Raw genomic sequence first — 24,863 nt, 5'->3', positions numbered from 1 at the left:
GACCTCGCCGCCGGTGGTGTTACCAGGATGGTTACGACGAGAGGAGTCGGGGTGTTCCTACGACCGATGAAAGCCAGTCTGCCCGCGCCGGGTCAGGCGCTGCCCGGCCGGGACGTGCCGATGCCGGTCGCGGACCGGCACGCCGTGCTGGGTACGCCGCTGACCGGACCGTGGCCCGACGGCGCCCGGCTCGCGGTGTTCGGGATGGGTTGTTTCTGGGGAGCGGAACGGCTGTTCTGGCGGCTGCCGGGAGTCGTCTCGACCTCGGTCGGCTACGCCGGTGGTGAGACGCCGAACCCGACGTACGAAGAGGTCTGCTCAGGGGGAACCGGGCACGCCGAAGTCGTCGCGGTGGTCTTCGATCCCGCCCGGATCGACTACGCCGACCTACTCAAGGTCTTCTGGGAGAACCACGATCCGACCCAGGGGATGCGTCAGGGCAACGATGTGGGCACCCAGTACCGGTCGGTGATCTACACCACAGACGCCGGGCAGGCCGCAGAAGCCGCCGAGGCCAGCGCCGCGTTCGCGCCGGTGGTCGCCCGAGCCGTCGGTGGCGAGATCACCACCGAGATCCGACCACTGGACCGGTACTACTACGCCGAGAACTATCACCAGCAGTACCTGCACAAGAACCCCGGTGGTTACTGCAACCACGGCCCGAACGGGATGAGCTGTCCGGTAGGGGTGGCCCGGACCGACGGCTGACCGAGGAGCGTCCGCCGCCTGGCGCGGACTTCGATGCGCCGCCGCTCACGCGGCGGCGCGCTCCACCTCCCGTAACATCAGCCGCAGCGACTGGCTGTGCTTGGCCTGCGGCAAGCGGGCCAGCGCGGTACGGGCCTGTCGCAGACCCTCGGTGCGGTCGCCCGACCTGACCAGCATCAGCCCACGGTGCAGTTCGATGTGGGTGGCGAACCGCTGCAGGCTCGCCGGGCGGGTCCGGTCCGCCCAGTCCTGGGCGCCGACGGCGGCCGGTTCACCCAGCCGGGCGAGCAACATGCTGGTGAACGTCGCCATCCGCCACTGCGGGACCGCGAAGTCCGATATCTGCTCGTCCGAGCCGATCTGGTCGAACACCCGCCGGGCCGCGTCGAGGTGGGCCAGCGCACCGGCGCGGTCACCACGTATGCCGGCAACGTGTGCCTTGGCCATCAACGCGTTGAGGCGCCCGAGCGAGGGACGGTCGGCCAGGGCGATCGCCTGGTCCGCGAGGTCCTGTGCCACCGTCAGGGCCGCACCCTCGTAGCCGAGGGCGAGCGCGGCCCTGCCCCGCACCCAGACCCGGACCGCGGTGTCGCCGCTACGGTCAGCAGCCACGGCGGCCAGGCGGTACCACCGGATCGCTTCCCGTGCCTCACCGGTGGTCTTGCCGTAGACGCTGAGGAATCGGGCGGCCAGCCCCCACATCAACGGCGTACCGAGGTGCTGCTGCAACACCACGAGATCGCCGGCGAGTCGGTCCTGCAGTTCACCCGCGCCGATCGACATGTAGTCGCGACCGAGGTTGTCCGCCCGCTCCTGCCACTTGTCCTCAGCCGCCCGGTCGGTGAGCGCAGCGGTGAACCCGCGGTGGATCAACTCGGAGACGGCGGCGGGAGCCACCACGGAGGCGGCCAGCCCGGTGATCAGACCCCGACGTTGCATGTGGTCTCCCAAAACCTGTTCATAGGCGGTCACCACGTCGGATGTCGCGGTCCGCCGCCCTGCCTCGACGTTTGACAGGTGACCCTTGCTGAAGTGACTCAGCGCCGCCATTTTCGCCAAGCTGATACCAGCGGATTCTCGGGCCTTCCTCAGCGTCTCACCTGTGTCGCCCATATCGTGCCCGCCTGCCTCTATTGAAGACCTGCTGAAAACTCTTCCGCACTTTCGCCACCATCGGCGTCACCAGAACGCTATTGGCGGGCCGCGGGGATGGCGCGGACGCGTTGGACGCCCTCCACCGACTCGACGTAACGACCCGCCGACCTCGCGGCCCACCCAGGCAATCAAGCCATACCAGCAAACCGCCGACTACCCACAAAGACCATGACAGATACCAACACACGAGACAAGTAGCCGAGAACAACTTGCACGACGCCGAGAGATCACTTCGCCTCACGAGTCAGGCGATAAGACGGTAATCAATCAGAATCCAGGCCTTCAACACATTTAGTAGTCACATAGCGACGATAAGTAGCTATCGTTGTCGGCTGGTCTTGGCGCACCGGCGTCCCGGACCGCCGTCGACGGACGCCTGAGCCCACCGCCTCGCCGACCGCCGCCAGGCCCACGGCAGCTACCCGGGTGCCAAAAAACCATTGCCGTTGTTCTTCCGGTCCGGCTAGCGTGGCCGTACACGGGAAGGGAGGTGGTCCAGCTTTGTATAGCCATAGGACTCGTGAGGTGGCTGCCCGCTAGCCGCTGTCCTTGACAGTTCGTTCGTCGAGACCGTGTGGCAGCGGTGCGGCGAATCCACGACAGCCACCCAACCCCCGGGGTGCCGGCCCAGTCCAGCCGGCCCGCGTCACGGCGCGGAAGCCCCGGGGGTCGCCGCATCTCAGGGATCGCGATCGGCCCGCAGTAGGCTCACCGGGTGGAGGTCACCCTGCGTCCGGCCCGCATCGACGACGTCATCGCGATCGGGCGGTTGCACCACCGGTCCCGGCGCAGCGCCTACCACGGCATCGTGTCCCCTGGTGCGCTGGACGCCGTCTCGGCCGACGCCACCGCCGAATGGTGGGTCGAACGATGGAGCTACGAACGGGACACGCACCGACTCACCGTCGCCGAGTGCCAGCGGGAACTCACCGGCTTCACCTACCTCGGACCACACGAGGGCGGCGACCGGCTGACCGGGGAGCTGTACGCCATCCACATCGAGCCGTCCCGGCGCGGGCACGGTATCGGCACGCTGTTACTGGGTGACGCGGTCGACGCGATGCGCGCCGCCGGACGCCACCGAGGGGTGCTGTGGGTGTACCGCGCGAATCGCTCGGCCCGGCGGTTCTACGAACACAACGGTTGGCAACCGGACGGCATCGAGCGTGACGCGTGGCTCGGCCCCGATCCGGTCACCCAACTACGTTACGGGCGCGGTCTGTGAGGCGGCGATGCGCCGACGACCGGGCGAGAGCACGGGACCGCTGCTGCGGGGGTTCCGTCCAGCCCCGTACTCTCGCCCGACGCTGCCCGCCGTAACCGGGGGAAAACGCCTGGCCGAAGGCGCTCAACCGGCGGAGGCGTGCCGGTTGATCGGTTGTAGGCGGGCATCGGTGCGGGACTCCGGGATGCTGGCGGGCGCCCGGGGTCACCGCAGGGATGACGCCTGCTGGTTGTCCGTCACGGCAGCGAACACCGCACCACGAACTTCCATGCACCAAGTGAACCTCAACCAGACGCCGTCAACCGGACACACTGTGCGACTGGCCACCGGCACTTCCAAGATGCGCCAAGAGATCCTGCCGGGTGATGACGCCACGCGGTTTGCCGTCGACCAACACCAACGCCGCGTCGGCGCGGGCCAACAGCGTCACCGCGTCGCGGACCGGTTGCCCGCCGCCGACCATCGGCAACGAATCACTCATGTGCCGCTCGATCGTGTCGTACAGCTGCGCCTTGCCGCTGAACAACGCGTCCAGCAGGTCGCCCTCGGCCACTGAGCCGGCGATCTCACCGGTAACCACCGGAGGTTCTGCTTTCAGCACCGGCAACTGCGAGATCCCGTACTCGCGCATGTAGTCGATCGCGTCCCGGATGGTCTCGGTCGGATGCACATGGACCAGTTCGGGGAGCCCGCCCGGTTTGGCCGCCAACACGTCGGCGACGGTCGGCGCGGTGACGTCGGTTTCCAGGAAGCCATACCGCGCCATCCACTCGTCATTGAAGATCTTGGACAGGTATCCGCGGCCACCGTCGGGAAGCAGCACCACCACCACGTCGCCCGGCCCGGCCCGGTGGGCCACCCGTAACGCCGCCGCCACCGCCATTCCACCCGAACCGCCTACGAGCAGACCCTCCTCCCGGGCCAGCCGGCGGGTCAACCCGAACGATTCCTGGTCAGAAACCTCGATGATCTCGTCGCAGACCGACCGGTCATAGGTTTTCGGCCAGAAGTCCTCACCAACCCCCTCGACCAGGTACGGCCGGCCGGACCCGCCGGAGTAGACCGAGCCTTCCGGATCCGCCCCGATCACCCGGACCGCGCCATCCGACGCCTCCTTCAGGTAGCGGCCGACGCCCGAGATCGTCCCGCCGGTGCCGACCCCCGCGACGAAGTGCGTGATCCGTCCGTCAGTCTGCTCCCACAGCTCCGGCCCGGTACCGTCGTAGTGCGACTGCGGGTTGGCCGGGTTGGCGTACTGATCCGGTTTCCAGGCACCGGGGATCTCCGCGGCAAGCCGGTCGGACACCTGGTAGTAGGAGCGTGGGTCCTCCGGCGCCACCGCCGTGGGGCAGACGACCACTTCGGCTCCGTACGCCCGTAACACGTTCTGCTTGTCCTCGCTGACCTTGTCCGGGCAGACGAAGACACATGAATACCCTCTCAGCTGAGCGACGAGCGCCAAGCCGACTCCGGTGTTGCCGCTGGTGGGTTCGACGATCGTGCCGCCAGGTGGCAGCAGCCCGGCCCGTTCCGCGGCTTCGACCATCCGCAGTGCGATGCGGTCCTTCACCGAACCGCCCGGGTTGAAGTATTCGACCTTGGCAAGCACGGTCGCGGAAATCCCGGCGGTGACGTTGCGCAGCCGGATCAGCGGGGTGTTGCCGATCAGATCAACGACGTTGTCGTGGTAACGCACCTCGTTGTGCCCTTCTGCTGGCGCCGGCGAGGCGCCATCGTCAGGTTGAGGTCGTCAGCCGACGACAGCCCCCGCGGCCGGCGTAGGCGTTGACAGTCGCTGTCAGCCTACGCGGAACGCGGCGGCCGACTTCTGCCGTCAGCCTACGTGTCAGCGGTGGGTCGGTTCAGCCGACGACCTGGCCCGGCACCACCGAGTCACGGCGTGCCTCCCAGGCCAGGAAGCGTTCGGTCTCGGCGAGCACGCTGCCGGCGAGCCAGGTCACGACGAGCGCGTCGTCGGCGAGACCGAGCACCATCAGGAACGCCTCCGGCACCAGGTCGAAGGGGGAGGCGACATAGGCGACAGCGGCGGTCATCAACGCCAGGCGAAGCCCACCGTCGTACTCGCCGCGCATCGTCGCGAGGATCATGCGGGGCAGCGCGGCGATCCGGCGCCCCAGCGACGGGCCGCCGCGGGCACCGGCGGTCAGCGCCCGGCCCAATGCGGCGAACGCCGCAGCTCGCTTGAGTGTCCTGGCCATCGGCCGCCTCCTCGTCACGGTCGCCGTACTGCACGTCGCCTGCTTCCATGATGCCCGCTGCGGGCAAGCACCGCAGTGCGGCCCATCCGCGACGACGAACCGAGATAATCTCGAAGCACGCAGCACGGCCGCAGCATCGACCGCAGTCGGGGAGCGCGATGAGCACGGTTGGCCACAGGCCGAGCCCAACAGGCCGGATCACGATCGGCCGCACCACGTTCGTCCGTACCGCCCAGCTGGCCGCGTTCAGCGCCGGTGCCACCGCCGCCACCGCGATCGCCGCCGCCGGGCTGCTGTACGGCCAGGCGAGGCAGGCGCGGCGGATCATTCCGCTGGCCGAAGCGCCGCCGCCGCGCTGCGACGGGCTGTACGGAGCTCGCCTGCCCGGCAAGCCGCTGACCATGGTGGTGCTCGGCGACTCGTCGGCCGCCGGGTACGGCGTGCACCGTCCTCGGGAAACACCTGGTGCGCTGCTGGCCACCGGGATCTCGCGGCGGCTGCGTCGACCGGTGCGGCTGCATCGGCTGGCCGTGGTAGGCGCCCGCTCGGAAGGCCTCGTTCCGCAGGTCGAGGCAGCGGTGGAGCTGCGGCCCGAGCTGGCTGTCATCTTGATCGGTGGCAACGACGTGACAGCCCGCACGCCGGTCGACGTAGCGGTCGGCCATCTGGTCGACACGGTACGTCGACTACGGGCAGCTGGCACCGAGGTCGTCGTCGGCACCTGCCCCGACCTGGGCGCGATCAAGCCGATCCAGCCACCGCTGCGCTGGTTGGCCCGGCGCTGGAGCCGGCAACTGGCCGCCGCGCAGACCGTGGCGGTGGTCGAGGCCGGAGCGTGGACCGTCTCCCTCGGCGACCTGTTGGGCCCCCGGTTCGCCGCCGAGCCGACCCGGCTGTACTCCTGGGACCGGTTCCACCCTTCGGCCGAGGGTTACGCGGTGGCCGCGGCCGTGCTGCTACCGGCTGCGCTCGGCGCGCTCGGCGCCAGCACCGCGTCGCGGACCGCGGTCGCCGGCCGGGAGAAGGTGCGGACGCTGCCACAGGCCGCCCACGAGGCGGTCCGCCACGCGGGAACCGAGGTCCGTGGGACCCGCGTCGGCGGCCACGAACGCGGGCCGGCCGGACGCTGGGCACGCCTACGCCGCCGGCCGGCCCTGTCCGGCCGGTCCTGGCAGACCGTCGCGCTGCGCTGGTTGCTCGGCCCATCCGGCGCAGGCGTGGAACGGGAGACCGATCATCCACAACAGCCGATGCCGACCGGCTCTCAGCCGGGGCTGTCGACGACCGCCCAGGACTGTTGAGGAAGTGCCTCGCCACCGCCGCCCGGACGAAAGGTGACCACCGTGAGCCCGAAAAGCGTTGCCGGACGAATCGGGCAAGCGGCCGCCGCCGCAGCCGTCGCCGGGACGGTCGGCAGCGCCGCCGTGCTGGTCACCGAGATGCTCGCCGCCCGGCATCGCCGGTATGCCAAACCCGAGCTGGGGATGGCTGTCCGGGCCGCGGTCGGGCCGGCCGGGGCGGTTCCGCTGCGACTGGTGCTCCTCGGTGACTCGGTGACGCTCGGCGTCGGAGTGGACCGGGCGGCCGACACCGTCGGGGGGCAGGTGGCCCGGCTGGTCGCCGAGCACGACCGCGGGTCGGGCACCGCTCGTTACCGGGTGCTGCTGTCCAGCGTCGGTGTTGCCGGGTCCTGCTCAAGCGATCTGGCGACCCAGGTCGCCCGGGCGCTGTTGGGCGAGCGCCCAGACGTGGCGGTGGTCCTGATCGGCAGCAACGACGCGACCCAGTTACGCCGCCCCGGTGAGTCGGCGGTCCACCTCGCCGCCGCGGTACGGCGGCTGCGTGGCGCCGGCACCGAGGTGGTCGTCGGCACCTGCCCCGACCTCGGCGCCACCCGGGCGATCGCGCCGCCGCTGCGGCAGGTGACCGGCTGGCTGGGCCGACGCACCGCGCAGGCGCAGGCCCGCGCGGCCCAGGACGCCGGGGCACGGGTGGTCGACTTGGCCGGCGAAACCGGTGCGGTGTTCCGTGCCGACCCGGGAGCCTACTGCTACGACGGATTCCACCCGTCGGCTGACGGCTACCGGGTGTGGGCGCATGCCCTCCTGCCGGCGGTCCTGGGCGCGGCGGCGGCTGTCTCCCGGCATTGACCGCGGCCGGCCGGCCCGTGTCCCTACGGCGACCGGTACCCGCACCCGACGCAGTCGGTCACAACCTGCCACGAGCCTCGGTGACCGCGGCGACGGCGGTCGCCAGCAGCGCCGTACTCGGTTCAACCCGGATGAGGTCTGCGGTGACCACCCGCAACTGGTCCGGTAACGCCGTGTCGTGTGGCAGCCGTGGTACCGGCCGACCGGGTCGGTTCTCGGCGATTGCCCCCAGGTCCGCGATCCGCTGGACGAGCTGGTGGAACACGACTGCGCGCCGCCCGTCACCGCTCGCCCATCGCGCGGCTTCCCAGTGCGCCACCTGGCGCACCAACAGATCGACCACCCGGGTCAGCTCCGCGACCGAGGCGGGCCCCGGGGTCGAACCAGGCCGTGCGGTCGGGTCGGACCCGGCGACCGGTCGACCCGGCACCGTGTCACGGGTGGACTCCGCACCGGTCACCGGCGCAGTCTAGTGCGGCCACCAGGACGTCGGTGCCCGGTGGCGGGTATCCGCCGACCGGGCACCGACGTTGGCCGGGCCAACCGCTTCCGGGTCGTTGGAGCCGGTCGACCAGCCGAAACTAATCGTCGCCCTGCAGGAAGCTCAGCAGTCGCAGGATCTCGATGTAGAGCCAGATCAGGCTCACCAGGATGCCGAAAGCGGCGGTCCAGGAGTACCGCTGCGGAAGGCCGAGCCGCACGCCTTCCTCGACCTCGTGGAAGCTGAGCACGAAGCTGAGCGAGGCGATCACGATGCAGACGAGGCTGAAGACGATGGCGAGGCCGCCTCCGCTACGCAGGCCGGTGTCGACACCGAACAGCGCCAGCACGAGGTTGATCAGCATCACCGCGAAGACCCCGGCCATCGCGGCGATGAGCCCGCGGGTGAACCTCGGGGTAGCCCTGATGACCTTCATCTTGTAGAGCGCGGCCATCAGGAAGAACACGCCGAAGGTCGCCACCACGGCCTGCAGGACGATGCCCTGGTGGCCGGCGATCTCCTGAAAGACCTTGCTTGCCAGGCCGACGAAGACGCCCTCGACGACGGCGTAGGTGATCACCAGAGCCGGGTTCGCGACCCGCGAGAACGAAATGACCAGGCCGAGAACGAGGCCCACGACCGCCGCGCCGATCCAGGCGCCGAACAGCATCGCGTCCGGGACCAGGATCCAGGCCGCCGCGGCCGACAGACCGGTGATCCCGAGCAGGGTGACGGTCTTGACGACGACGTCGTCGACCGTCATCGGCTGCACGGTGGGTGGCGCGGCGGGGTAGCCGGCCTGGGTCGGGTAGCCTGCAGCCGTCGGATATGCCTGCCCGCTGGGCTGCCCGTAGGCGCCGGCCGGGGCGTACCCGGCCGCCCGTTCCCGCTCGGCCGCCTGGCCGAGCCGGGCCAGGACCGGGTTGGATGTCTTCACTGTCCAGCCTCCCTAAGGGGGTTTCACACGATGAGCGTGACTCAAGGGTAGACGGCCTCCTCGAGGTTGTGGAGCATGCACCGCAGCGCACGGTGCCCGGGGCGGGACTCGAACCCGCACGCCTTTCGGCAGCCGCTTTTAAGGCAGCCGTGTCTGCCGTTCCACCACCCGGGCCCGGGCCGGTCATCGGGCGACGGTGCCCCGGCTCGTCGCCGGGCCCGCACCGCGCACGGACGCGACCGCAGAATGTCACGGTAGCGGGTCGAGCCCAGCCAAGCGCAGCCCGGCCGGGTCCCGGCACTAGGGTTCGAAAGGTGACCCGCTCAGCCACCGCCGCGCAGGACACCGGACCTGGTCCGGCCTGCCCGGAAACCAGCACCCCAGCTGCACCGGCAGGCCACCCGAGGCCGTTTCGGTTCGCTGCGGCGGCCCGCGGCTACCGGGCAGATCTTGCCATATGCCTCGTCTTCATCGCCTTCGCGGGCTGGCTGACCCACGAGCTATGGCCGGTGCCGGGCACCCGGCTACTCGCCTTCAACCCCGCCGACCAGACCCTGTACGAGTGGTTCCTGGCCAGCGACGCGCGACTGCTGCTGGGCGATTTCGCCCTGCTCAGTGACCGGCTCAACGCACCAGACGGAGTGAACCTGATGACCAACACCACGGTCATCGCGTTGGGTTTCCTGCTCGCCCCGGTCACGTTGCTGTTCGGCGCACCGGTCACGTTCGCGCTGCTCGTCGCCGGCAATCTCGCCGCCAGCGCCATCGCGTTCCATCTTCTGTTCCGCCGGGTCGCCCAGGCACACCGGCTGGCCGCCGCGCTGGGCGGCGCGTTCTGCGGGTTCGCCCCCGGCATGGTTTCGCAGAGCAACAGCCACCTGCACATGACCGCGATCTGGCTCATTCCGGCCATGGTCTGGCTGTTGGTCCGGATGATGCGCGCCGCGGACCCGACCGGATCGGCACCCGACGGACGGATTCTCGGGCCGGCGGGTCCCGCCGACCTCCGCCGGCTGGTCTCGTCCGGGATCTGGCTCGGGGTGGTCGTCACGCTGCAGGTGTTCGTCGGCGAAGAGGTGCTGTTTCTCACCGCGGCCACGCTGATCATCATGGCGCTCGCCTTCGCCACGGTCCGGCCCCGCTACAGCTGGCGGATCCTGCCCGGGTTCGTCGCCGGCATGCTGATCGCCGTGACGGTCGGCGTGGTGCTGTTGGCGTATCCGTTGTGGTTCCAGTTCGCCGGCCCGCAGGGCGTCTCCGACGGGGTCTTCGACCCTGCGTACTTCTCCGCCGACCTGGCGAGCTGGCCGGCGGTCTCGGAGCTGTCGGTCGCCGGCTCTGCCGAGGCGGCGGAGTTGACCACCGGTCCGGCAGAGTACAACACCTTCCTCGGCTGGCCGCTGTTGATCGCCGCGCTGGCCGGTGCCGTCTGGCTGATCCGGCGGCCGGTGGTGTCCACCTGTGCGGTGGCGGCGGTGCTGATGGCGGGCCTGTCGCTCGGCCCACGGATCATCGTCGGCGGTACCGAAACCGGTGTGGCCGGGCCGTACGCGTTGCTGGACGGGCTGCCGGTGGTCGACGGCGCGCTGCCGATGCGGTTCGCGCTGGCGGTGATCCCGCTGGTCGCCACGATCCTGGTGCTCGCCGTCGATCAGGCGCTGCGGACGCGCTGGCGTCGCCGACCGGTTCGGTTGCTGATTCCGGCCGCGGTGGTGGTCGCGCTGCTGCCGGTGGTGCCGGCCCCGCTGCCCGGCGTGGATCGGGCTCCGCTGCCCGAGTTCATCGCCGCCGGACACTGGCGGGAATGCGTACCACCGGGTGGGGTCCTCGTCCCGGTGCCGCCCGCCACCCCCCGGGAGCCGTGGCCGATGGCCTGGGCGACCGCCACCACGGTCGCCTTCGGCATGCCTGAGGGCTTCTTCATCGGCCCCTACGGTTCCGACGGGGGAGCGTCGATGGGCACCTTCAAACAGCCGACGTCCCGACTGCTCGCCGATGTCGCCCGGACCGGTGAGGTACCGGAGATCACCGACGAGACCCGTGCCCACGCCGAGCGGGACCTGGCCCGTTGGGCGGCCGATTGTCTGGTGCTCGTCGACGGGACAGCCAACGCCGGCCAGTTGCGGCAGGTCACCGAGGAGCTGCTCGGCCCGGGGCGGCGGGTCGCGGACGCCTGGCTCTGGCCGGTCAGCTGACCTGTGCCGGTTCCCCTTGTCCCCGGGCCGGTTCCCCTTGTGGGGCGGACTCGCTGCTGCCTGACGTACTGAGGTTGAGCTGCGGGGTGGCGCCGAGGAACTCCTCACGCGGATCGTGCAACTGGCCGAGGGCCACCACCTCACGCTTGAGGAAGAGCGCGAGGGTCCAGTCGACGATCACCCGCACCTTGCGGTTCAGGGAAGGGATTCGGCTCATGTGGTAGGTCCGGTGCATGAACCAGGCCGGCAGACCGGTCGTCTTGATGCCGTACACCTGGGCCACGCCCTTGTGCAGACCCAAGCTGGCCACGCTACCGGCGTGCTTGTGCCGGTATGCCACCGGCTGGCGGCCACGGATGACCGCCAGGATGTTGTCCGCCATCGTTCTGGCCTGCCGCACCGCATGCTGCGCACTCGGCGAGCAGTACGCCCCGGGCGGGCCGGTCAGGTCCGGCACGGCCGCGCAGTCGCCGGCACTCCACGCGCCGTCGACCACCTGGTCGCCATCGACGACCTGCAGGGTCGGCCGGCAACTGATCCGGCGCCGCTCGTCGCGCGGCAGGTCGGTGGCGTCGAGCATCGGCGACGGCTTGACCCCGGCGGTCCAGACGATCGTGTCGGCGTCGAAGCCGTCTCCGTCGGAGAGGCGGACCAAGCCGTCGACGCATGACTCCAAGCGGGTGTCGAGCCGGATGTCCATGTCCCGCTTGAGCAGCTGGGCGACGGTGTACGCGCCCATGTCCCGGTCGACCTCGGGCAGCACCCGTTGGGTCGCCTCGACCAGCACCCAGCGCATGTCGGTGGGCTTGAGCTCCGGGTAGTAGCGCAGCGCGTCCCGGGCCATGTCCTCCATCTCGGCCAGCGCCTCGATGCCGGCGTAGCCGCCGCCGACGAAGACGAAGGTCAGTGCCCTGCGGCGGACCCGCTGGTCGGCGGTCGCGGCCGCCACGTCGAGCCGCTCCAGCACATGATTGCGTAGGTAGATCGCTTCTCCGATGGTCTTGAACCCGATGCCGTGCTCGCGTAGCCCCGGAATCGGCAGCGTCCGGGAGACCGACCCCGGCGCGACGATCACGTGGTCGTAGGAGATCTCGCGGGCCGGACCGACGATCGGCTGCACGCTGGCCACCTTGCGGGCGTGCTCGATGCGGGTGACCGCGCCGGCGATCACCTGGCACCGGCGCAACTCGCGACGCAGCGGCACCACCGAGTGCCGCGGCGAGATGTTGCCCGCCGCCGCCTCCGGCAGGAACGGCTGGTAGGTCATGTGGGGTTGCGGGTCGACGACGATCACCTCCGCCTCGCCCCGACGCAACTTGCGGGACAGGCGCAGGGCGGCGTAGAGACCGACGTGCCCGGCACCGACGACAAGAATCCGCTGCGGCTTCACGTCTTCATTTTGCTCCCGTTCGCCTCTTGACGCGGACTCCAAAGCCGGATATGTGACCCAGCTAGCCCGTGTGAGCCGCAGCACGGTTGTGACGATGCGGTCAGCAGGTCGGCGGCCGTCACCGACCTGCGCGACCCGGATCAGGCGTCAGCGGCGATGCACCAGCCAGGTCAGCATGGCCACCGCACCGACCGCGACCGCCAGCCCGACGACGATCGCGAGCAGGAACGGTTCACCGGCCGCTCGGCCGGCGACGGTGAGCAGCAGCACCACCAGCACCGCGGCGGCGAGCAGCACCCCGGCGGTGCGGCTCAGCCAGCGCATCGGCACCTCGGGCGCGAGCAGCACGTCGTACGGCACCGCGGCGGCCAGCGCCGCGAGGCTGTGCGTCAGGTAGAGCAGCGAGCCGACCGCGAGCAACCGCCACAACTGCACCGGCATTCCGTACACCGTGGTAGTCACGACCCAACCGGCGATCCCGGTCGACACCGCCAGGGCCGGAGCGAGCCCACGCGGCGCCAGCGCCGGCAGCGCGGCCACCGCGAGCAGCGCCAGGCCGAGCCGGCTGAGCAGCAGGTTCAGTGGATACGCCAGCCCGATGGCCAGCAGCGCGGCGACCGATGTCGCCCCCCGCAGCAGTATCGGGGCGATAGTGGCACGGGTGAACCAGGTCCGCACGGCAGCCACCCGGTCGCGGACGGCGGTGATCACCGCAGCACCGCCTTCGGCGCCGAGGCCAACCGCGCCACGTCCCGCAGTACCTGGTCGAGGCTGCCGGCGCCGGCCCAGGCCACCACCGGCACGCCGTGCTCGCGCAGCTGCCCGATGGTGTTGTCCCGGTCCAGCCGCCACAGCCCGAACGCCACCCCGGTCCACGGGCCGCGGTGCGGTGGCGACGGCACCGCGGCCGGGAGTGTGTCGACGGCGACCACGATCCGCCCGGAGCGGGCCATCCGGGCCAGCATCTCCGCCGAGCGGGGGTCCACCAGCGGGGTGAGCACCACGACGAGCGCGTTCGAGGAGAGCAGTTGCGGTCCGAAGACCTGATCGTACGGTTCGTACGGGGTCGGCTCGGCCTTGACGTCGAGCAGCCACTCCAGCACGGTCAGGTACTGCCGACGACCGGTGGCCGGACGCAGCCGCCGGGCCGACGGGCCGTACTCCAGCATCGCGACCCGGTCCCCCCGGTGCAGGTAGTGCTCGGCGATGGCCGCCGCCGCCCGTACCGTGGTGTCCAGCACGGAGGCGCCACCGGACACCCCGCCGGAATCGCCCACCTCGGTGAGTACGTCCAGCAGCAGCACCACCTCGGCGTCGCGGTCGGACAGGGTGGCCGCGACGTGCAGCTGACGGGCCCGCAGCGACACCCGCCAGTCGATGCGGCGCAGCCGGTCACCGGGGCCGAAGATGCGGACGCCGGCGAGCTCGCCGCCCTCCCCCGGCCGACGGGACCGGTGCCCGCCGACCAGGCCGGCCGCCCGGGGCATCGCCTCGTCGGCTTCGAACGGCTCGATGACCGGATAGACCGGCACCCCGACCGGCTCGGCTACCAGCGGCCGGCAGGCGAGCAGCCCGTCGCAGGCGATCGCCCGCGCGGCGACCGGGCCGACCAGCTGACGTCCCCAGCGCGACGCTACCCCGCGCAGCTCGAACCCGGCGGCGGTCCCGGTGGGCGTCACCAGGCCGAACGGTCGATCGGGCACGCCGCCGGTCGGTAGTAGCCGCGGTGCCTCGCCCAACTGCTCCACCACCTCGGCGGTGACCGGATCCGCCACTCCGCCGGGCCCAGCCGCCGGGACGGCTGCCCGGTCACCGCGGATGGCCACCGGCGGCAGCAGCCCGACCTGGCCGATACGCAGCCACGGCGACACCAGCGACCGGACCACGACCAGGTCGTACCCGGCATCACCGGGGTTGGCGACCCCGACCGTCGCGGCCATCTGCCCGCCTTCGACCAGATGGTCGTCGACCGCGGCCACGTCCAGGACCGGGCCGCGGTCGGGGCGCCGGCGCAGCGCGTACGCGGTGCCGACCGCGAACGGTACGGCGAGCGCGACCAGATCGACCCGGCCGAGGATCACCCCGGCGATCAGCAGCAGCCCGGTGATCCCGAGCGCTCGGCCCAGCGCCCGGGTGGGCAGCCATTCCGTGCCGGACGTGGTGTCGGGCGGCGTACCGGTGCCGGTCATGGCGCCGGGCGGCGGCCGGCCGCCGCGCCCAACTCACCGGCGTAGCTGGGTAGCGCCCCACTGGCCGGTGCCGGAGTCTGCGCCAACACCTCGGCGACCACGAAGGACGGGTCGACCCGCCGCAGCCACATCTCCGGTCGCAGGGTGATCCGGTGCGCCAGCACCGGGGCGGCGACATCCTTGACGTCCTCCGGAATGACGAAGTCGCGCCCGGCGAGCACCGCCTTCGCCCGGGCCAGCAACAGCAGCGCCAGCGAGCCCCGGGGGGAGGCCCCGACCAGTACCGACGGGTGCTCGCGGGTGGCTGCGGTGAGCGCGACGATGTACCGCCCGATCGAGTCCTCGACCACCACGTTCTCCAGAGCCGCCTGCATCCCCCGCAGCCCGGCGGCGTCGACCACCGCCGGCAGTTCGGTCTCCTCCTGGCGGCGAAAGATCCGCCGACGCAGCACCTCCCACTCCTCGTCGTGGGAGGGGTAGCCGAACGACACCCGCAGCAGGAACCGGTCCAGCTGCGCCTCGGGCAGCGGATAGGTGCCCTCGTACTCGATCGGGTTGGCGGTGGCCAGCACGTGGAACGGCACTTCGAGCCGATACGTCACGCCTTCCACCGACACCTGCTTCTCCTGCATCGCCTCCAGCAACGCCGCCTGCGTCTTCGGCGGCGTCCGGTTGATCTCGTCGGCGAGCAGCAGGTTGGTGAAGACCGGCCCGGCCCGGAAACTGAAGTCGGCGCTGCGCTGGTCGTAGAGAAAGGAGCCGGTGACATCGGCGGGCAGCAGGTCGGGCGTGAACTGCAACCGGCGGAAGTCCAACCCGAGAGCCTGGGCGAACGAGCGGGCGGTGAGTGTCTTGCCGAGTCCGGGCAGATCCTCCAGCAGCACGTGCCCGCCGGCGAGGATCCCGGCGAGGACGAGTTCCAGCGCGTCCCGCTTACCGACCACGACTGTGCCGACCGAATCCAGGACGGCGTGCGCGAGCCGGTTCGCTTCGGCGGCCGGGGCAGCCACCACGTCGTTCATAGTTTCTCCAATTGGCTGACGAAGACCGCACAGTCCTTTGCCGACGGCTTGCGCCGGCCCGGGTTGTCGAGGAAGGCCCACAGTTCCTCGCCGCAGATCACCCGGGCCCGCGCCGGGTCGCTGGCCCGGGTGAGCCCGTGCCGCTGACGCAGCCGTTCGTCGACGAGTCCGCCCAGGACAGGCAGCATGACTTCGGTGAACCGGCTGGCGTCGTGCTGCGTCCATCGCAGCCGCGTCTCCCACCGGTGTACCGCCTCCCGCAGTCCGTCCTGGCTGCCGAAGACGTAGCTGCCGTCTTCGGGGTCGGCGCCGACCCGGCGCAGCCGCGCCGGCGCCGGCGCGGCGACCGACCGGACGGTACGGCGCAACACGACCAGTGCCAGGCAGCCGGCGAAGGCCGCGGTGGCCGGCACCGCGAAGCCGAACATCCGGGCCCCGAACACCACCATGGCGGTGCACGCCGCAGCGATCAGCCCGGCGGTGGCCCAGGACCGGACCCGGCCACGGCGAGGGCGGTCCCGCGCCGGCGTCTCCTCCTCGTGGTAGAGCAGGTCGTCGATGCTGGTGGACTGGTCACTCATCGACCCGCCCCCCACCGGTCGCCCGTACGCTGGCGGTCAACTCGCCGCGCAGCCGGCGCAGCGCCGATTGGGCCTGTACCCGGGTCTGCTCGTGCACGGCCCGCCGTGCGTACCGGGCCTGCCGGTACACGGCGGCGAACGCGCTGAGCACCTCGGCGCTGATCGCGTGCCCGGCCAGCAGCCGGGTGACGAGGTCGGTCGGCGTGTCGCCGACCTGGCGTGGGGTGCCCGCCGCCGCGGCGGCCTGCTCCAGGCGTACCCAGCAGGCGATCACCGCGCGGCGTGGATCGGCGTCGGCGTCGGAGAGCTCGACCAGGCCGGCGTCCACCGCAGCGACCACCTCTGCCGCACTGGCCGGGCCGGGCCCGCTGCGGCGGCGCCGCAGCGTCGAGGCCAGGGCACGCCGGTGCCGGCTGCTGAACAGGTCACGGAGCAGTGACCACAGCGCCAGCCCGATCACCACCAGCACGGTGATGCCGCAGAACGCGGCGGCGAGGACCGGGATCCACGACGCGATCTGTTGCTGCTCGGCGGCGGCGAAGTCGTCCGGCGGCGGCTGATAGGTGGGTGCGGGCTGCGGTTGCTGATAGTCCGGCAGGGCCGGTAGCTCCCGCCCGCCGCTGCTGCCGATGGGATTCAGCGGCAGCATCGAGTTCGCCGCCGCGACCGCGGTCAGCGCAAGCAGGACGGCGACCGCAGCGAGTGGCCACAGCCGGCGGAAAGCCGCGAAATCCATTGACGTCGTGACGCCTCTCGAATCCTCCACCAGGTCGACTCGCGTCCCGGTCAACTCCGCCCCGCCAGGCGGTTCGCCGTACTGAACACCTCGTCGAGCATGGCGGGGGTGAGCCGGCCGGTGAACGTGTTCTGCTGGCTCACGTGGTAGCAGCCAAGCACGTCGGGCACCGGCCCGCCGCCCGACCAGTGTGCCCCATGGCCGAACACGGGTCGGGGCGTGGGCGCACGCCGGCCGTACACCTGGGTCATCGCCGGCCACCACGCCGCCCAGGCGAACGCGCCGAGCGCGACCACCACCCGCAGGGTAGGCCGCAGCAACGCGACCTCCCGGTGCAGCCAGGGCGCACAGGTGTCCCGCTCGGCCGGGGTCGGCTTGTTGGCCGGCGGTGCGCAGCGCACCGCGGCGACCACCCGGGTGTCCGCGAGCCGAAGGCCGTCGTCGATGGCGACACTGGTCGGCTGGTTGGCCAACCCGGCCCGGTGCAGCGCGGCGAACAGCACGTCACCGGAGCGGTCGCCGGTGAAGACCCGGCCGGTACGGTTGCCACCGTGCGCCGCCGGCGCCAGGCCGAGGACGGCGATCCGGGCATCAGCCGGCCCGAACCCGGGAACCGGCCGCCCCCAGTAGGTCTGGTCGCGATACGCCGCCCGCTTCGTCGCCGCGACCTCTTCCCGCCAGGCGACCAGGTTCGGGCATGCCCGACAACGCACGACCGCACGGTCCAGCACGGCCAGATCCGGTGCGTGCGCCGCGGTGGCGGCTACGTCGTCTGCGGTACGGATCACCACCGCGCTCCCTGCGGCGGCGGGGCTGACCCGCCGGCCGACGTCGCCGGATCAGCCGAGCCGGGTCCGGAACAGTTCCAAGGTCCGCGCCCAGGCGCGCGTCGACGCGTCGTCGTCGTACGACTCCGGACGATCGTCGTTGAAGAACGCATGCCGGGTGCCAGGGTAGTCGTACACGACGCACTGCCCACCGGCCGCCTCGACGTACTTCTTGGCCTGCTGAATGCCGTCGGCGGCGGAGGTGCCGTCCTGCTCGGAGCAGTGGATCACCGCGTTCTTGCCGGCGTAACCCGACCAGTCGGGGCGCATCCGCTCCCAGGGCAGCGTGGGATAGAAACCGACCGTGGCGGTGATCCGGTCGGAGAGCGTGGCGGACCAGAGTGCCAGGCTGCCCCCGGCGCAGAAGCCGACCGTACCGACGCTGTCGCCCGCCGTGTCGCGGCGGCCGGCGAGAAACTCCGCGGCGTCGGCGATGTCCTTGGCCGCCTGGTCCATCGCCAGCCCCATCAGCAGCCGACGGGCCTGGTCCGGCTCGGTGGCCGCGACACCGTGGTAGAGATCGGGAGCGAGCGCGACGAAACCGGCTTCGGCCAACCGATCGGCCACCGCGACGATGTGCGGGACCAGCCCCCACCATTCCTGGATCACGATGACCGCAGGTGTGCCGGTCGCCGACGAACCGGACCCGGTGGGTGCCGGCGTGGCCAGATATCCCTCGCTGGTCCCGCCGTTGCTGCGGTAGCTCACCATCTCACCCATGGCCGGGTCCTCCTGTCGGTCAGTCATCGTTGGCTGGCGCGCAGTGGCTCACGTGTCCGGGTAGCCTGACACGCGCGACCTGGCCCGGGGAAGGCACGCGGAGGGTGGCGTACGCCTCTTGGTGACCTGCCGGATGCTCTGCCGTCACCAGGCATGCAGCCGGGCAGGGCACCGGTCAGCGCAGGCTGAGGCAGATTCCGTCGAGGATGTCGTGCTCGCTGGCGACGACGACGGGCACCGCCGCGCGTTCCATGATGATCCGCAGGACCAGCGCGCCGGCACCGATCACGTCCGCGCGGCCGGGATGCATCACCGGGACACGCAGCCGCTGCGCGACCGGCATGGCGAGCAGCTCGGCGGTCACCTTCGCGACCTGGTCGTAGCTGATCCGGGAATGATGCAGCAGCGCCGGCTGGTACTCGTCCAGCCCCAGGGCGATCCCGGCCACCGTGGTCACCGACCCGGCCAGCCCGACCAGGGTGACCTGTGGCCGGCCCGCCCCGGCCGGCAGGTCGACCGCGCCAAGGGCCCGGTCGACGGCGGCGGTGATGTCCCGCTGCGCGGCGGTGATCTGTGCCGCCGTGGGCGGATCCCCGGCCAGGTGGCGCTCGGTCATCCGGACGCATCCGATGTCCACCGACACCGCCCGCTCGACCGTGCCGGTGCCACGGACGAACTCGGTGGAACCCCCACCGATGTCGACCACCAGGTACGGGGCCGGCGCCACGCCGGCCAGCCCACCGACCGCACCGGCGAAGGTCAACCGGGCCTCTTCGGCACCGGTGAGCACATCAGGAGTGACGCCGAGAGTGGCCTCGACCATCGTCACGAACTCGGCGGCGTTGCCGGCGTCCCGGGTGGCCGAGGTGGCGCACATGCGTACCCGCTCGGCACCGCAGGCCCGGATCTGGGCCGCGTAGTCGGTCAGCGCGAGCCTGGTCCGCTCGATCGCGGCCGGGGCGAGCCGCTGAGTCTGATCGACCCCCTCGCCGAGACGGACTATCTCCATCCGGCGGACCACGTCGGTCAACGGTCCGCCGCCGGACCGGCTCGAACCCGGTTCGGCGAGGTCGGCCACCAGCAACCGAACCGAGTTGGTGCCGCAGTCGATCCCCGCTACCCGCTTCGCCACGCGCGTCACGTTACCGTCCCGCTCGACCGTCGTGCTCGTCGTCGCCGGCCGGTGGAACTTGCCTCAGGTGAGATGCAGCAGCATCCGGGTGTTGCCGAGGGTGTTCGGTTTGACCCGCTCCAGGCCGAGAAATTCGGCAACCCCCTCGTCGTACGAGCGCAGCAGCTGCTCGTACACCTGGTGCGGCACCGGCGCCCCGTCGATCTCCGCGAAGCCGAACCCGGCGAAGAACTCGGTCTCGAAGGTCAGCACGAACACCCGCGCCACACCCAGCTCGCGGGCCACCGCGAGCAGCTCGGACACGATCCGGTGCCCGATCTTGCGGCCCCGCAACCGTGGGTCCACCGCGACGGTGCGGATCTCCGCCAGGTCCTCCCACATCACGTGCAGCGCCCCGCAACCGACGATCGCCCCGTCGCTGGACCGCTCCGCCACCCAGAACTCCTGGACATCCTCGAACAGGGTGACGGTGGCCTTGCTGAGCAGCCGGCGGTCGGGGCGGTAGAGGTCGATCAACCGGCGGATGCCGCGTACGTCCCGGGTGCGGGCCCGCCGGACGACCACCTCGGTGTCCACCTCAGGCATCGTCGCCGTCGCCGTTGGCCCGGTCCTGTGCCGGCGGCGGCCCGGCCTCAACCCGCACGCACGGGCCGGTGGCCCACCACTGTCCGATCAGCTCGCGGACCCGGTCACCAGCCGGGTTCACCCCTGGGCCCACCGCGAGCGCATGCCCGAGATGGACGTGCAGGCACTTGACCCGGCCGGGCATGCCACCGGCGGACACCCCGGCGATCTCGGGTACGTGGCCGATCGCCTCCCGTCGGGCGAGGTAGTCCTCGTGCGCGGCCCGGTAGCCGGCGGCGAACTCGGGATCCTCGGCGAGCAGCGCGGCGTACTCCCGCATCAGCCCGGCCGACTCGAGACGGCTGCACGCCGCCACGGCGCGCGGGCAGGTCAGGTAGAACACCGTCGGAAACGGCGTGCCGTCAGCGAGCCTCGGCATCGTCTCCACCGTGTCCGGCAGCCCGCACGGACAACGGTGCGCGACCGCCCGGGTGCCGCGCGGCGCTCGCCCGAGCTGCGCGGCGACCGCGGCGAGATCCTGCTCGTCCACCGGCAGGGTGGGGTCGGCGGCGGTGGGTGGCGTCGCGCCGGTCACCGCGACATCCCCTCGGCGTCCGCCGCCCGGACGCTCGACCAGAGGGTGTCGTACCACGGGTCGGCCGGCGCGGGACGGTCCCCCGGCACCGCCTCGACGGGCGCACCCGCGTCGCGGGCCGCCCCCTGTGGGTCGTGCAGCACCAGCAACGGCACCTCGTCCGGATAGACCATGTAGAACCTCCGCTTGGCCTCGATACGGATGAAGTCCGGGTCCTGCCAGCGCTCCGCCTGTTCGGTCAGCTCCGCGATCCGCTCCCGCTGTGCCTGCTGGGCCTGCTCCATCCGGGCGATGTCAGACTGTTGGCTCAGGTAGATCCGCACTGGGTAGGTGTAGGCCAGTGCCAACGCGACCAGAACGACCAACAGGACCGTGGCCCGTCCGGTGAACCGGTTGGGTTGTGCCGCCGACATCCGCTTGACCTGCCCGGCGGGCACCCGCCGGGCAGCGGCTGGCCGGCTGGCGGGGCGGTCGGGATCGCTGGCCCGGCCGTTCGCGGGGCGACCACCGGCGGACCGGGCACCGCCGGCGGACCGGGCACCGCTGGCGGTACGGTCGCCGCCGGCGCCGTCGGCAACTGGACGCAGCGGGGCGGTCCGCCGGTCGGTACGCGGACCGGCATCCCGACCGGTGACCCGCACCGGGCCACGGGCGCCGGAGCGGCCCGCCTGCCCCGGCCCGGAACGACGGGTCGGGCCCTGCCCACTCGGTGTACGCCGTTGCGTCATCGTCGTCACGCCTCCCCCCGGGCGGCTGGCTGTACCGGGCACCGTGCTGGTGCCCGGGCGGCCGACCGATCGACCGGCTGGTCAGCCCACCCAGGCACCATCGGCCACTCGACCGGCGGATGTTACGCCGCCGGGCGGCGAGATGCTAAGCCGCCCGGCGGCGGGACGTCATGCCGAACGGTACCGGGGGAAGGCACCGGCCCCGGCGTAGCGCGCCGCGTCCGCCAGCTCCTCCTCGATACGCAGCAACTGGTTGTACTTGGCCACCCGCTCGGACCGGGCCGGCGCACCGGTCTTGATCTGTCCGCAACCGGTGGCGACCGCCAGGTCGGCGATGGTCGTGTCCTCGGTCTCGCCGGACCGGTGGCTCATCATGCACCGGAAGCCGCTACGGTGCGCCAGCTCGACCGCGTCGAAGGTCTCGGTCAGCGAGCCGATCTGGTTCACCTTGACCAGTACGGCGTTGGCGGCCTGCTCGGCGATGCCCCGGGCGATCCGTTCGGGGTTGGTCACGAACAGGTCGTCACCGACGATCTGGATCCTGTCGCCGAGCGCCGTGGTCATCGCCGACCAGCCGGCCCAGTCCTCCTCGGCCAGCGGATCCTCGATGGACACGATCGGGTACTCACCGACCAGCTTGGTGTAGTACGCGACCAGTTCGTCGGCGGTCTTGTTGGCGCCTTCGAAGACGTAGGCGCCGTCGGAGTAGAACTCGGTGGCCGCCACGTCGAGCGCCAACACGATGTCGGTGCCCAGCTGGTAGCCGGCCGCCCCGACCGCCTCGCCGATCAGGTCCAGCGCCGCGGAGTTGGTGGGCAGGTCCGGCGCGAAGCCGCCCTCGTCGCCGAGCCCGGTCGCCAGGCCCTTCTTCTTCAGCACCGCCTTGAGCTTGTGGTAGACCTCGGCCCCGCAGCGCAGCGCCTCGCGGAAGGTCGGCGCGCCGATCGGCGCGATCATGAACTCCTGCACGTCGACGTTCGAGTCGGCGTGCGCACCGCCGTTGAGGATGTTCATCATCGGCACCGGGAGCAGATGCGCGTTCGGCCCGCCGAGGTAGCGGAACAGGCTGAGCTCGGCGCTGTTCGCGGCGGCCTTGGCCACGGCCAGGGAGACGCCGAGAATCGCGTTCGCACCCAGCTCGGACTTGTCGGCGGTGCCGTCGAGATCGAGCATTTTCTGGTCGATCAGGCGCTGCTCGCTGGCCTCGTGGCCGACGAGCTGATCGACGATGCGCTCCTCGATGTTGGTGACGGCCTTTTCGACGCCCTTGCCCGCGTACCGCTCGGCATCGCCGTCGCGCAGTTCCAGTGCCTCGAACGCGCCGGTGGAGGCCCCGGACGGCACCGCCGCGCGGGCGACCGTGCCGTCGTCGAGCCCGATCTCGACCTCTACGGTCGGATTTCCGCGCGAGTCGAGAATCTCCCTGGCGACGATTCCCTCGATGGTAGCCACGTAGTCGCTCCTCGTGATCAAATTCCCGCAGGCCGCAGCGGTGCGGCCGACCGTCCGGTGGCAGCGTAACCGGCTGCGGTGACACCCCGGGCATGGCCTTGGCGGAAACGGGATGTCAACCACCGAAACAGTCCGCTTCGGCCCGCTTCCCGCATCAGTGCCATTTGCCGACATTGATGATAACGAGTTTGCGGCTGGTGGACCGGATCGGTCAGGCTGTCACCATGCGTACAACAGGGTGGCGGAGCGGCCGGAGGAAGTCGGCCCCGCCGCCCGCGCTGCGGCTGGTCGCCGGGCTGACCGGGGTGCTGCTGCTCGCAGCCGGCTGCGGCACCATCGCCGATGCCGGCCAGACCATCCAGCCTGCCGACCTGGTCAACGAACTCGCCATCCGGCTCGACAGCGCCAGCGCCCTGACCTACTCGGCCGAGTACCAGCTCGCCGGCGGAGCCAGCGCCAGCATCGTGCAGGCGCAGGATCCGCAACGCGTCGCGTACAGCTATCCGGGCGGTAAGCTGATCGTCACCGCCAGCGCGACCACAGAGTGTGATCTCGGATCCGATCGCGCGCTCTGCACGCTCACCGCGCCGCCGTCACCGTCGAACCAGCCCGATCCGGAAGTGTTCAGCGATGCCAACGCCGGAGGGCTGGTGACCCCACCGGTGGTGATTTCGCTGCTCAACGCCGCCGCGCTCGATCCGGCCGCGGTGGTCACCCAGAACGACACCACCGTCGCCGGACGGCACGCCACCTGTGTACAGATCAGCCAGGTGCAGAATGCCGCGGCCTCACGTTTCGACGCCTGTATCACCACCGAGGGCGCGCTGGGCAGCTTCGCCGGGGTGGTCGATGGACAAGCCGTCGAGATAGCGATAAGCCGGTACCGTGACACCGCCGACGCCACCGCGTTCGAACTGCCCGACGGCGCCCGCTCGGTCGATCGGCGCCCCGGACCGGCCTGACCGGCGAAGGGCAGGCCGATGATCGGTGGACCGGCTCCCGGCCGAGGTCGGCGGTTCCTGCCCGACGCCGCTGCGGGCACGACCGCCGACCCGGACGATCCGTGCCTGGTCGTCGCCGGACGGCGGCTGCTCGTCGGGGGCAGCGGGCAACTGCTGCGGGTGGCCGACCTGCCGACCGGGATCGAGTGGGTGCCGCTGGGCAGTCTGGACGGTGCCCGGGTGTGGGCAGCCGGGCTGCCCGACACCGACGAGTCCCTCGGTGCCTGGCGCAGCTGGCCGGCCATGGCCAGTGAGCACGGTGAGCCACTCGCCGCGCTGGCCGGACGGGCGTTGCAGGTGATGACCTGGCGGCGTACCCATCGGTTCTGCGGCGCCTGCACCGCGGAGCTCGTCGACGTGTCCGGCGAACACGCCCGCCGCTGCCCCGCCTGCGACCTGTACGTACCGATGCAGCTCTCGCCCGCGGTGCTGGCCGCCATCACCCGGCCGGTCGGCACCGGCCGCGCCGAACAGCTGCTGCTGGTCCGGCACACCTACGGCCCGACCGCGATCTGGGCGCTGATCGCCGGGTTCGTCGAAGCCGGCGAGTCGCTGGAGGAGGCCGTCCACCGGGAAGTGGCCGAAGAGGTCGGCCTGGACGTGCACGAGGTGGCCTACTTCGGCAGCCAGCCATGGGCGATGTCCGGACCGGGAGTGGTGCTCGCCGGCTTCACCGCCCGCGCGCGCTGCGACGCCGAGCCGGTGGTCGACGGCCGGGAAATCGCCGAGGCCCGGTGGTTCCCGCTCGACGAACTGCCGGCCGAGTTGCCGGCGCCCTACTCGATCTCCCGATGGCTGATCGACCATCAGCGCGGCGCGTAGCTGGCCGGGGTAGGCGGCCGCTGGATGTTCGCTG

General features: G+C 71.3%; 24 protein-coding genes, 1 tRNA gene and 1 pseudogene. 7 read left to right on the top strand and 19 right to left on the bottom strand.

What is annotated here, in order from left to right; all coding sequences use genetic code 11:
• Positions 1 to 51 precede the first annotated feature (51 nt).
• Positions 52 to 708, top strand: a complete 657-nt coding sequence (msrA, locus tag ACN27F_RS22710) for a peptide-methionine (S)-S-oxide reductase MsrA (protein ID WP_421436629.1) — start codon at positions 52 to 54, stop codon at positions 706 to 708.
• Between the two features lie 45 nt (positions 709 to 753).
• On the opposite strand, the gene ACN27F_RS22705 is transcribed toward msrA, so the two are convergent.
• Positions 754 to 1,821, bottom strand: a complete 1,068-nt coding sequence (locus tag ACN27F_RS22705; protein ID WP_421436627.1) for a helix-turn-helix domain-containing protein — start codon at positions 1,819 to 1,821, stop codon at positions 754 to 756.
• Between the two features lie 757 nt (positions 1,822 to 2,578).
• On the opposite strand from ACN27F_RS22705, the gene ACN27F_RS22700 reads away from it, so the two are divergent.
• On the top strand, positions 2,579 to 3,088 hold the full coding sequence (locus tag ACN27F_RS22700) for a GNAT family N-acetyltransferase (RefSeq protein ID WP_421436624.1): 510 nt from the start codon (positions 2,579 to 2,581) through the stop codon (positions 3,086 to 3,088).
• Positions 3,089 to 3,386: 298 nt separating this feature from the next.
• Here ACN27F_RS22700 and ACN27F_RS22695 read toward each other — a convergent pair whose 3' ends face one another.
• Positions 3,387 to 4,784, bottom strand: coding sequence for a cystathionine beta-synthase (locus ACN27F_RS22695; RefSeq protein WP_421436623.1), 1,398 nt, complete (start codon positions 4,782 to 4,784; stop codon positions 3,387 to 3,389).
• 166 nt (positions 4,785 to 4,950) lie between these two features.
• Entirely contained in the window at positions 4,951 to 5,307 is a 357-nt protein-coding gene (locus ACN27F_RS22690) for a YkvA family protein (protein WP_421436620.1), read from the bottom strand.
• A 158-nt stretch (positions 5,308 to 5,465) separates the two neighbouring features.
• Here ACN27F_RS22690 and ACN27F_RS22685 point away from each other — a divergent pair, with 158 nt between their 5' ends.
• Together ACN27F_RS22685 and ACN27F_RS22680 are read left to right on the top strand one after the other, a co-directional pair.
• Positions 5,466 to 6,608 carry an SGNH/GDSL hydrolase family protein gene (locus tag ACN27F_RS22685; RefSeq protein WP_421436618.1) on the top strand — a complete coding sequence of 381 codons (1,143 nt, stop codon included), beginning with the start codon at positions 5,466 to 5,468 and terminating at the stop codon, positions 6,606 to 6,608.
• A gap of 42 nt (positions 6,609 to 6,650) precedes the next feature.
• Complete coding sequence (locus ACN27F_RS22680) at positions 6,651 to 7,457, top strand: SGNH/GDSL hydrolase family protein (protein WP_421436616.1); 807 nt, start codon at positions 6,651 to 6,653, stop codon at positions 7,455 to 7,457.
• 58 nt (positions 7,458 to 7,515) lie between these two features.
• Here ACN27F_RS22680 and ACN27F_RS22675 read toward each other — a convergent pair whose 3' ends face one another.
• From ACN27F_RS22675 to ACN27F_RS22665, 3 genes are all read right to left on the bottom strand, one after another.
• Positions 7,516 to 7,917 carry a hypothetical protein gene (locus tag ACN27F_RS22675; RefSeq protein ID WP_421436614.1) on the bottom strand — a complete coding sequence of 134 codons (402 nt, stop codon included), beginning with the start codon at positions 7,915 to 7,917 and terminating at the stop codon, positions 7,516 to 7,518.
• A 121-nt stretch (positions 7,918 to 8,038) separates the two neighbouring features.
• Positions 8,039 to 8,875: a Bax inhibitor-1/YccA family protein gene (locus ACN27F_RS22670; protein ID WP_421436611.1), complete on the bottom strand. Its 837-nt coding sequence runs from the start codon at positions 8,873 to 8,875 to the stop codon at positions 8,039 to 8,041.
• Between the two features lie 93 nt (positions 8,876 to 8,968).
• Positions 8,969 to 9,049, bottom strand: a tRNA-Leu gene (locus ACN27F_RS22665).
• Between the two features lie 140 nt (positions 9,050 to 9,189).
• On the opposite strand from ACN27F_RS22665, the gene ACN27F_RS22660 reads away from it, so the two are divergent.
• The gene (locus ACN27F_RS22660) at positions 9,190 to 11,070 is read left to right on the top strand and encodes a hypothetical protein (RefSeq protein WP_421436609.1); all 1,881 of its coding nucleotides are present in this window, start codon (positions 9,190 to 9,192) and stop codon (positions 11,068 to 11,070) included.
• Between the two features lie 85 nt (positions 11,071 to 11,155).
• On the opposite strand, the pseudogene ACN27F_RS22655 reads toward ACN27F_RS22660, so the two are convergent.
• The 13 genes and pseudogenes from ACN27F_RS22655 to eno all read right to left on the bottom strand — a co-directional run.
• Positions 11,156 to 12,460, bottom strand: a pseudogene (locus ACN27F_RS22655) (NAD(P)/FAD-dependent oxidoreductase); the annotation flags it as partial.
• A 147-nt stretch (positions 12,461 to 12,607) separates the two neighbouring features.
• On the bottom strand, positions 12,608 to 13,171 hold the full coding sequence (locus tag ACN27F_RS22650; protein WP_421436607.1) for a hypothetical protein: 564 nt from the start codon (positions 13,169 to 13,171) through the stop codon (positions 12,608 to 12,610).
• Entirely contained in the window at positions 13,168 to 14,649 is a 1,482-nt protein-coding gene (locus ACN27F_RS22645; RefSeq protein WP_421436605.1) for a DUF58 domain-containing protein, read from the bottom strand. The genes ACN27F_RS22650 and ACN27F_RS22645 overlap by 4 nt, the downstream gene beginning before the upstream one ends.
• Complete coding sequence (locus ACN27F_RS22640) at positions 14,646 to 15,671, bottom strand: AAA family ATPase (RefSeq protein ID WP_421436604.1); 1,026 nt, start codon at positions 15,669 to 15,671, stop codon at positions 14,646 to 14,648. The genes ACN27F_RS22645 and ACN27F_RS22640 overlap by 4 nt, the downstream gene beginning before the upstream one ends.
• Complete coding sequence (locus ACN27F_RS22635; protein WP_421436601.1) at positions 15,668 to 16,252, bottom strand: hypothetical protein; 585 nt, start codon at positions 16,250 to 16,252, stop codon at positions 15,668 to 15,670. The genes ACN27F_RS22640 and ACN27F_RS22635 overlap by 4 nt, the downstream gene beginning before the upstream one ends.
• Entirely contained in the window at positions 16,245 to 16,988 is a 744-nt protein-coding gene (locus tag ACN27F_RS22630) for a DUF4129 domain-containing protein (protein WP_421436599.1), read from the bottom strand. Before ACN27F_RS22630 ends, ACN27F_RS22635 begins: the two co-directional genes overlap by 8 nt.
• A 50-nt stretch (positions 16,989 to 17,038) precedes the next feature.
• Positions 17,039 to 17,779, bottom strand: a complete 741-nt coding sequence (locus ACN27F_RS22625) for a uracil-DNA glycosylase (RefSeq protein WP_421436597.1) — start codon at positions 17,777 to 17,779, stop codon at positions 17,039 to 17,041.
• A gap of 48 nt (positions 17,780 to 17,827) precedes the next feature.
• Positions 17,828 to 18,535: a dienelactone hydrolase family protein gene (locus ACN27F_RS22620; RefSeq protein WP_421436595.1), complete on the bottom strand. Its 708-nt coding sequence runs from the start codon at positions 18,533 to 18,535 to the stop codon at positions 17,828 to 17,830.
• A 175-nt stretch (positions 18,536 to 18,710) separates the two neighbouring features.
• Positions 18,711 to 19,667 carry an exopolyphosphatase gene (locus ACN27F_RS22615; RefSeq protein ID WP_421436593.1) on the bottom strand — a complete coding sequence of 319 codons (957 nt, stop codon included), beginning with the start codon at positions 19,665 to 19,667 and terminating at the stop codon, positions 18,711 to 18,713.
• A 63-nt stretch (positions 19,668 to 19,730) separates the two neighbouring features.
• The gene (locus ACN27F_RS22610; RefSeq protein ID WP_421436592.1) at positions 19,731 to 20,252 is read right to left on the bottom strand and encodes an amino-acid N-acetyltransferase; all 522 of its coding nucleotides are present in this window, start codon (positions 20,250 to 20,252) and stop codon (positions 19,731 to 19,733) included.
• Positions 20,245 to 20,826, bottom strand: coding sequence for a DUF501 domain-containing protein (locus ACN27F_RS22605; protein WP_421436591.1), 582 nt, complete (start codon positions 20,824 to 20,826; stop codon positions 20,245 to 20,247). Before ACN27F_RS22605 ends, ACN27F_RS22610 begins: the two co-directional genes overlap by 8 nt.
• Entirely contained in the window at positions 20,823 to 21,554 is a 732-nt protein-coding gene (locus ACN27F_RS22600) for a septum formation initiator family protein (RefSeq protein WP_421436588.1), read from the bottom strand. The genes ACN27F_RS22605 and ACN27F_RS22600 overlap by 4 nt, the downstream gene beginning before the upstream one ends.
• A gap of 168 nt (positions 21,555 to 21,722) precedes the next feature.
• Positions 21,723 to 23,006 carry a phosphopyruvate hydratase gene (gene eno, locus ACN27F_RS22595; RefSeq protein WP_421436585.1) on the bottom strand — a complete coding sequence of 428 codons (1,284 nt, stop codon included), beginning with the start codon at positions 23,004 to 23,006 and terminating at the stop codon, positions 21,723 to 21,725.
• Between the two features lie 224 nt (positions 23,007 to 23,230).
• Between eno and ACN27F_RS22590 the strand changes: the two genes are divergently transcribed.
• Positions 23,231 to 23,968, top strand: a complete 738-nt coding sequence (locus tag ACN27F_RS22590) for a hypothetical protein (protein WP_421436582.1) — start codon at positions 23,231 to 23,233, stop codon at positions 23,966 to 23,968.
• Between the two features lie 18 nt (positions 23,969 to 23,986).
• Positions 23,987 to 24,829 carry an NAD(+) diphosphatase gene (gene nudC, locus ACN27F_RS22585; protein ID WP_421436580.1) on the top strand — a complete coding sequence of 281 codons (843 nt, stop codon included), beginning with the start codon at positions 23,987 to 23,989 and terminating at the stop codon, positions 24,827 to 24,829.
• The last annotated feature ends 34 nt before the right edge of the window (positions 24,830 to 24,863 follow it).

This window comes from Solwaraspora sp. WMMB335 (assembly GCF_049179075.1).
Lineage (GTDB): Bacteria > Actinomycetota > Actinomycetes > Mycobacteriales > Micromonosporaceae > Micromonospora_E.
This window is presented reverse-complemented; position numbering and strand designations above follow the sequence as displayed.

What these genes read in the sequence shown, in the direction of transcription:
- ACN27F_RS22705 (WP_421436627.1), bottom strand. Translation starts at nt 1,821, where the DNA reads ATGGGCGACACAGGTGAGACGCTGAGGAAGGCCCGAGAATCCGCTGGT.
- ACN27F_RS22690 (WP_421436620.1), bottom strand. Translation starts at nt 5,307, where the DNA reads ATGGCCAGGACACTCAAGCGAGCTGCGGCGTTCGCCGCATTGGGCCGG.
- ACN27F_RS22685 (WP_421436618.1), top strand. Translation starts at nt 5,466, where the DNA reads ATGAGCACGGTTGGCCACAGGCCGAGCCCAACAGGCCGGATCACGATC.
- ACN27F_RS22645 (WP_421436605.1), bottom strand. Translation starts at nt 14,649, where the DNA reads ATGACCGGCACCGGTACGCCGCCCGACACCACGTCCGGCACGGAATGG.
- ACN27F_RS22640 (WP_421436604.1), bottom strand. Translation starts at nt 15,671, where the DNA reads ATGAACGACGTGGTGGCTGCCCCGGCCGCCGAAGCGAACCGGCTCGCG.
- ACN27F_RS22635 (WP_421436601.1), bottom strand. Translation starts at nt 16,252, where the DNA reads ATGAGTGACCAGTCCACCAGCATCGACGACCTGCTCTACCACGAGGAG.
- ACN27F_RS22630 (WP_421436599.1), bottom strand. Translation starts at nt 16,988, where the DNA reads ATGGATTTCGCGGCTTTCCGCCGGCTGTGGCCACTCGCTGCGGTCGCC.
- ACN27F_RS22620 (WP_421436595.1), bottom strand. Translation starts at nt 18,535, where the DNA reads ATGGGTGAGATGGTGAGCTACCGCAGCAACGGCGGGACCAGCGAGGGA.
- ACN27F_RS22610 (WP_421436592.1), bottom strand. Translation starts at nt 20,252, where the DNA reads ATGCCTGAGGTGGACACCGAGGTGGTCGTCCGGCGGGCCCGCACCCGG.
- ACN27F_RS22600 (WP_421436588.1), bottom strand. Translation starts at nt 21,554, where the DNA reads ATGACGCAACGGCGTACACCGAGTGGGCAGGGCCCGACCCGTCGTTCC.
- ACN27F_RS22590 (WP_421436582.1), top strand. Translation starts at nt 23,231, where the DNA reads ATGCGTACAACAGGGTGGCGGAGCGGCCGGAGGAAGTCGGCCCCGCCG.
- nudC (WP_421436580.1), top strand. Translation starts at nt 23,987, where the DNA reads ATGATCGGTGGACCGGCTCCCGGCCGAGGTCGGCGGTTCCTGCCCGAC.